The 7,269-nt window shown below is 68.2% G+C and carries 6 protein-coding genes; all 6 read left to right on the forward strand.

Going from position 1 to position 7,269, the window contains the following annotated elements:
* Positions 1–8: 8 nt before the first annotated feature.
* The 6 genes from A5767_RS07310 to A5767_RS07335 all read left to right on the forward strand — a co-directional run bounded on the left by A5767_RS07310 (position 9) and on the right by A5767_RS07335 (position 7,124).
* Positions 9–299, forward strand: coding sequence for a YggT family protein (locus A5767_RS07310; RefSeq protein ID WP_006554132.1), 291 nt, complete (start codon positions 9–11; stop codon positions 297–299).
* 151 nt (positions 300–450) lie between these two features.
* A complete protein-coding gene (wag31, locus tag A5767_RS07315; protein ID WP_006554131.1) occupies positions 451–1,305 on the forward strand; it encodes a DivIVA-like cell division protein Wag31 in 855 nt (284 codons plus the stop codon).
* A 63-nt stretch (positions 1,306–1,368) separates the two neighbouring features.
* Positions 1,369–1,641, forward strand: a complete 273-nt coding sequence (locus A5767_RS07320; protein ID WP_064852017.1) for a hypothetical protein — start codon at positions 1,369–1,371, stop codon at positions 1,639–1,641.
* A 260-nt stretch (positions 1,642–1,901) separates the two neighbouring features.
* On the forward strand, positions 1,902–5,060 hold the full coding sequence (gene ileS / locus A5767_RS07325) for an isoleucine--tRNA ligase (RefSeq protein WP_033097607.1): 3,159 nt from the start codon (positions 1,902–1,904) through the stop codon (positions 5,058–5,060).
* Between the two features lie 124 nt (positions 5,061–5,184).
* Complete coding sequence (locus A5767_RS07330; protein ID WP_064852018.1) at positions 5,185–6,495, forward strand: DNA polymerase IV; 1,311 nt, start codon at positions 5,185–5,187, stop codon at positions 6,493–6,495.
* Positions 6,496–6,617: 122 nt separating this feature from the next.
* Positions 6,618–7,124, forward strand: a complete 507-nt coding sequence (locus A5767_RS07335; RefSeq protein WP_033097609.1) for a hypothetical protein — start codon at positions 6,618–6,620, stop codon at positions 7,122–7,124.
* Positions 7,125–7,269 lie beyond the last annotated feature (145 nt).

Genomic DNA, 7,269 nt, shown 5'->3' on the forward strand with positions numbered 1-7,269 from the left:
GTGGGCAGGTGGCCGTTTTCGAGGTGCTGTGGTTCCTGCTGTTCATCTTCTGGCTTCTGCTGATCGGGCGGATCATCGTCGAGTTCATCAGAACCTTCGCGCGGGAGTGGAAGCCGTCCGGCTTCGTGGTCGTCGTTCTCGAGGCGATCTTCACGGTCACGGATCCGCCGGTGAAGCTGCTGCGGAGACTGATTCCGCCGCTCAATCTCGGTGGTGTACGGCTCGATCTGTCCATCATGGTCTTGCTGTTCATCGTGTATTTCCTCATGGCATTCCTGCCCAGGGGCGGCGCAGCATGATGCCTGCGTCGGACGTCGGGTCGAGCCGTCCCGGAGCTGCCGTGTGCCACAATGGAGTGCCATATACAGTGGGTTTTGATACGCGTAACGCACTGTCGATTACTCAGAACGCCTGCTTGACCGCTTACTCGACGCGTGAAGGGATCCTTCCATGCCGCTGACACCAGCTGATGTGCACAATGTCGCGTTCAGCAAGCCTCCGATCGGGAAGCGTGGTTACAACGAGGACGAGGTCGACGCCTTCCTCGATCTCGTCGAGCAGGAGTTGACGAACCTCATCGAGGAGAACGCCGACCTGCGTCAGCGGGTCGCCGAACTCGACCAGGAGCTTGCCGAAGCCAAGAAGGCGCCGCGCAGCGCGTCGTCGTCCGCGCCGGCGGCCCCGTCCAAACCCGAACCCGCGCGTGTCGTCGAGACACCCAAGCCGGAACCCGCCCCGGCGCCGGCTCCGGCACCCGTCCCGGTCGCCGCTGCGCCGTCGAGCGGCGACGCGAGCATGCAGGCCGCCAAGGTCCTCGGGCTCGCGCAGGAGATGGCCGACCGCCTCACCGGCGACGCCAAGGCCGAGGCCGAGGAGCTCGTGCGCAACGCTCGGACCAACTCCGAGCAGCTCGTCTCCGACGCCCGCACCCGCAGCGAGGCGATGATCGCCGACGCGCGGCAGAAGTCCGACGCGATGCTCGCCGATGCCCGCACCCGTTCGGAGACCCAGCTGCGTCAGGCCAAGGAGAAGGCCGACGCGCTGCAGGCGGACGCGGAGAAGAAGCACACCGAGATCATGGCCACGATCAACCAGCAGCGTTCGGTGCTGGAGGAGCGCATCGAGCGGCTCAAGACGTTCGAGCGTGAATACCGGGTGCGCCTGAAGTCCTATCTGGAGTCGCAGCTCGAAGAGCTCGAGCAGCGCGGTTCCGCCGTTCCGGTGGACGGTGGACAGGAAGTGTTCAACCAGTCCAACTCGTCGTCGTCGTTCGGATCGTCGTCCTTCGCGAAGGGCAACAGCTGACCGACGGTCTCTCCGGCTGGTGCTGTACGGCCTGGTGCTGTACCTCGGTAGAGGAGGAGCGTCGTGCTCGTCGTCACGCTGGTACTCGCAGCTGTCGGATTCGGTCTTCTCGTGATCGCGTTGATGACCGGTTCGGTGCTCTGGGCATGGGGTTGTATCGCGGTGTGCGTCGTGGGAGCGGTGCTCCTGCTGGCGAGCACGCTCGGCGGACGGAGTTCGGCCGAAGGTGAGTGGGCCGATCCCCGTTCCGTCGGGCAGGCCGGAGCCTCGGGCGGACGTCCCGGTCGGCGTGCATCGCGCCAGCGTCGCGGCGACCGGAATTCTTCGGATCGCTGAAGCGTCCTACAATATGCATCACCGAGCGTGAAGCTCGATCCCGCGATCGCGGGCGGCGTCGATCCGGCCATCACCGGGGAGCCTCCGGAAGAACGGCGACCTTGCCGGTCGCCCAGTAGAACCGGACGGGTGGGCCCGTCACAGCCCGAACGAGTGGCCGTCCCCCGGGACGAGCAAGCGGGGTGGTACCGCGGTGGCCGTGCACGCGCACGGCGATCGTCCCCGTGCCGAGACGTATCCAGGCACGGAGGAGCCACGCTGTGACCGAGAACCACGCTGCACCGGATCCCACCGCAGCAACCGCCGGCAGTACTGCCGGATATCCGCGCGTCGACTACGACCTGCCGCGCGATTCGGGTGTCGACTTCCCGGCGCTCGAAGAATGTGTGCTCGCACAGTGGGCCTCCGACGGCACCTTCGAGGCCTCGCTGCGCAACCGCGACGGCGCCGACGAGTTCGTCTTCTACGACGGCCCGCCCTTCGCGAACGGACTCCCGCACTACGGGCACCTGCTCACCGGCTACGTCAAGGACGTCGTCCCGCGTTTCCAGACCATGCTCGGCAAGAAGGTCGACCGTCGCTTCGGCTGGGACTGCCACGGCCTGCCCGCCGAGCTCGAGGCGGAGAAGCAGCTCGGCATCAAGGACAAGTCCGAGATCGACTCGATGGGCGTGGCCGAGTTCAACGCCTACTGCAAGCAGTCGGTGCTGCGCTATACCGGTGAGTGGCGCGACTACGTCACCCGCCAGGCACGCTGGGTCGACTTCGACAACGACTACAAGACCCTCGACCTCGACTTCATGGAGTCGGTCATGTGGGCGTTCAAGTCGCTGTACGAGAAGGGCCTGATCTACCAGGGCTTCCGCGTGCTGCCCTACAGTTGGTACGAGCAGACGCCGCTGTCGAACCAGGAGACCCGTCTCGACGACGCCTACAAGATGCGTCAGGACCCGGCGGTCACCGTCGACATGGTGCTGCGCGCCCCCGGCTCCGAACTCGACGGCGCGTGCGCGCTCATCTGGACCACCACGCCGTGGACCCTGCCGTCCAACCTCGCGATCGCGGTGCACCCCGAGATCGAGTATGTCGCCGTGCGCGGGGCCGACGACAAGACCTACCTGCTCGCGCAGGATCGTCTCGGCCACTACGCCCGCGAACTCGGCGAGGAGCCCGAGGTGCTCGGCCGTTACCGCGGCACCGACCTCGTCGGTCTCGCCTACGAGCCGCCCTTCGACTTCTTCACCGGCCGCGAGAACGCCCACCGGGTGATCGCCGCCGACTACGTCACCACCGAGTCCGGCACCGGAATCGTCCACCTCGCACCGGCTTTCGGTGAAGAGGACATGGAGTACTGCCAGCGCAACGGCATCGAGCTCGTCCAGCCGCTCGATCCGGGCGGCAAGTTCACCTCGATGGTGCCGCCGTACGAGGGTCTGCAGGTCTTCGACGCCAACCCGGCCATCATCAAGGACCTCAAGGCCGCCGGAAAGCTTGTGCGGCACGAGACCATCGAGCACTCCTACCCGCACTCGTGGCGGTCGGGTCAGCCGTTGATCTACATGGCGGTGCCGTCGTGGTTCGTCGCCGTCACCCGTTTCCGCGACCGCATGGTCGAGCTCAACCAGCAGATCACGTGGGTGCCCGAGCACATCCGCGACGGTCAGTTCGGCAAGTGGCTCGAAGGTGCCCGCGACTGGAACATCAGCCGTAACCGCTACTGGGGCAGCCCGATCCCGGTATGGATCTCGGACGACCCGGAGTACCCGCGTGTCGACGTCTACGGTTCGCTCGACGAACTCGAACGCGACTTCGGCGTGCGGCCCACCGACCTGCACCGGCCGATGATCGACGAACTCACCCGGCCGAATCCCGACGACCCGACCGGGAAGTCGACCATGCGTCGCGTCCCCGAGGTCCTCGACTGCTGGTTCGAGTCCGGCTCGATGCCGTTCGCCCAGGTGCACTATCCCTTCGAGAACCGCGACTGGTTCGACACGCACTACCCGGGCGACTTCATCGTCGAGTACAACGGCCAGACCCGCGGCTGGTTCTACACGCTTCACGTCCTGGCCACCGCGTTGTTCGACCGTCCCGCCTTCAAATGCGTTGCCGCCCACGGCATCGTTCTCGGCGACGACGGCCTGAAGATGAGCAAGTCGAAGGGCAACTATCCCGACGTCAACGAGGTCTTCGCCCGCGACGGTTCCGACGCGATGCGCTGGTTCCTCATGTCCTCGCCGATCCTGCGCGGCGGCAACCTCGTCGTCACCGAACAGGGTATTCGCGAGGGCGTGCGGCAGGCGCTGCTGCCGCTGTGGAACGCGTGGAGCTTCCTCCAGCTGTACGCGTCGAAGCCGGGCACCTGGCGGACCGATTCGACGAACGTGCTCGACCGGTACATCCTCGCCAAGCTCGCGCAGACCCGCGACGTCATCACCGAGGCACTCGAGACCGTCGACATCGCCGGGGCGTGCGACGAGCTGCGCACCTTCTGTGACGCGCTGACCAACTGGTACGTGCGCCGCTCGCGGAACCGGTTCTGGGACGAGGACACCGACGCGATCGACACCCTCCACACGGTGCTCGAGGTCGTCACGCGCCTGGCCGCGCCGCTGCTGCCGATGGCGTCCGAGGTGATCTGGCGGGGTCTGACCGGTGGTCGGTCGGTGCACCTGGCGGACTGGCCGGCGGCCGACGACCTGCCCTCGGATCCCGCGCTCGTCGCGGCGATGGACGAGGTGCGCGGGGTGTGCTCGACCGTGCTGTCGCTGCGCAAGGCCCAGAAGCTGCGCGTGCGGCTGCCGCTGCCCGAGGTGACGGTGGCGACGCCTGGTTCGTCGCATCTCGATCCGTTCGTCGATCTCATCAAGGACGAGGTCAACGTCAAGCGGGTCGTGACCACCGACGACGTCGAGGCCCACGGCCGGTTCGAGGTGGTCGTCAACGCGCGTGCCGCCGGTCCGCGTCTCGGCAAGGACGTGCAGACGGTCATCAAGGCCGTCAAGGCGGGAGACTGGACGCAGGCGGAGGACGGCACGGTCACCGCGGCCGGCATCGCCCTGCTGCCCGAGGAGTACACCAGCCGTCTGGTCGCGGCCGAGCCGGAATCCACCGCCGCGCTGCCGGGTGGCAACGGCCTGGTGGTCCTCGACACGGCCGTCACCGAGGAACTCGAGGCCGAGGGCTGGGCCAAGGACCGCATCCGCGAGTTCCAGGACGCGCGCCGCAACCTCGGCCTGGAGGTCTCCGACCGCATCTCGGTGCGGTTCGAGGTTCCCGCCGAACGCGCCGAATGGGCTGCCCGCCACCGGGATCTGATCGCCGGCGAGATCCTCGCCACGACCTTCGAACTCGGTGCCCCCGAGGGCGAGGCGATCGAACTCGGCGAGGGAACCCGCGCGTCCATCGTCAAGGCGTGACCGGGCCGGTGCTTCCGGGAGGATCGAGCGTCCTTCCGGAAGCACCGGTCTGCGGCCTCCCGCCGGACGTGTGGGTGCGGCGCACTAGTCTCGACACGTGCCCGCTTCCGTGAGTCGGCGCTGGGTGTTGCACCTGGATCTCGACGCGTTCTTCGCGTCCGCCGAGCAGTTGACCCGGCCGACCCTGCGGGGCCGGCCGGTCCTCGTCGGTGGGCTCGGTGCCCGCGGGGTGGTGGCCGGCGCGAGCTACGAGGCTCGCGTCTACGGTGCGCGCTCGGCCATGCCGATGAGCCGGGCACGGCGCCTCGTCGGACCGGCGGCGGTCGTGCTGCCTCCGCGCGGAATCCTGTACCGCGAACTGAGCGGACTCGTCTTCGACACCCTGCGCGCCCGGATCCCCATTCTCGAGACCCTCTCGCTCGACGAGGCGTTCGCCGAACCTCTCGAACTGGCCGGCGCCGACGCCGACGAGGTCGAACGCTTCTGTGCGGAGCTACGCGAACACGTCAGGGAGAAAACGGGTCTCGTCGCCTCCATCGGAGCAGGATCGGGTAAGCAGATCGCGAAGATCGGGTCCGGTCTCGCGAAACCGGACGGGCTGCTCGTCGTCCGGCCCGAAGGCGAGCTTCCGTTGCTGCACAACCTGCCGGTGCGCAAGCTGTGGGGGATCGGTCCGGTGGCCGAGGACCGGTTGCGGCGACTCGGTATCGAGACCATCGGCGATCTCGCGGCGCTGCCCGTCGCCGAGGCCGCGTCGATCCTCGGCGGCACCATCGGACCGGGATTGCACCGGCTCGCCAACGGATTCGACGACCGGCCCGTCGCCGAACGCGCCGAGGCGAAACAGGTCAGCGCCGAGACCACCTTTCCCACGGACATCGTCGCGATGCCCGGACTGCGGCGGGCGATCGCCGCGTCCGCGACCGCCGCGCACACACGCCTGCGCAAGGACGGGCGTGCCGCCCGCACGGTGGTGCTCAAGCTGCGCAAGGCCGACATGTCGGTGCTCACCCGGTCGTCGACCCTGCCCTACGCCACCGAGGACGTGCAGGTGCTCACCACCGCCGCCCAGCGCCTCGCGCTCGATCCCCTCGAGATCGGCCCCGTCCGGCTCGTCGGGGTGGGTTATGCGGGTCTGTCCGCGATCGCGCAGGACACCCTGTTCCCCGAACTCGACCGGACGACGACCGAGGAGATCGGACCGGCCGAGGAGGACGACGAGGAGCGCGTCGTGGCGAGCGGGCCGGCCACCCGGTGGACGCCGGGCGCCGACGTCTGCCATCCCGAATCCGGGCACGGATGGGTGCAGGGCGCGGGCCACGGCGTGGTCACCGTCCGCTTCGAGACACGCAGCACGGGTCCGGGACCAGCGCGGACGCTCGACGAGAACGATCCCGACCTCACCGTCGCCGACCCGCTCGCGAGCCTGAACTGAAACATGTTCCCGGCGCCCTCATGGTCTTCTTACTACCGCCGGGTACTCTTGCGGGCGATCCGCTGCCGGATGACCGAGCACGACGAACACATCGTGCACGACCGAACGAGAAGGACGAGAAGTTGAAGCTTCGCAAGATCACCGTCGCCACCGTGGCGCTCGCCGCCGCCCTCACGATGTCCGCCTGCAGCTCGGACGACGGCGGTAGCTCCTCCGAGACGACCGCGAAGACCAGCACGACCACGACCGCCGCGGCTCCGGCCGTCGACTACCCGCCGGTGCCCACCGTCGAGGAGCTCAACGCCGACCTCGCGCGCGCCTTCGACCTGAGCGTCCCGGCCGCCGAGAAGACCGACCTGGTTCAGGGTGCCGAGGAGGATCCGGAGCTGATCAACATGGTCGCCCAGGCGGCCAACGACGCCGGTGTGCAGGTCAACGTCGTCGACGTGACCGACAACGAGAACGGCACGATCACCGCCGGTGTCGAGATGGCGCTCGCGGGCAGCGACCAGCCGTCCTTCGGCACGGTCGACTTCGTCGCCGAGGACGACACCTGGAAGGTGTCGAAGGACTACGCGTGCTCCATCGTCATCAACATGGCGCAGCTGCAGTCCCCGGCCTGCGTGTGATGTAGTACTCGTCCCGAACGAACCGACGGCCCGCGCGGGGAAAACCCCCCCCCCCGGGGGGGTTGTGAGGGGGGCCCCCAAGAGAAAACCGGGGGGGGGGGCCCCCCCCGGGGCCAGGCGCAGGCGCCAGGCCGCGGGGCCCGCC

Source organism: Rhodococcus sp. 852002-51564_SCH6189132-a (genome assembly GCF_001665495.1).
Lineage (GTDB): Bacteria > Actinomycetota > Actinomycetes > Mycobacteriales > Mycobacteriaceae > Rhodococcus > Rhodococcus pyridinivorans.

Coding starts and splice junctions, on each gene's coding strand:
- wag31 (WP_006554131.1), top strand. CDS start 451: ATGCCGCTGACACCAGCTGATGTGCACAATGTCGCGTTCAGCAAGCCT.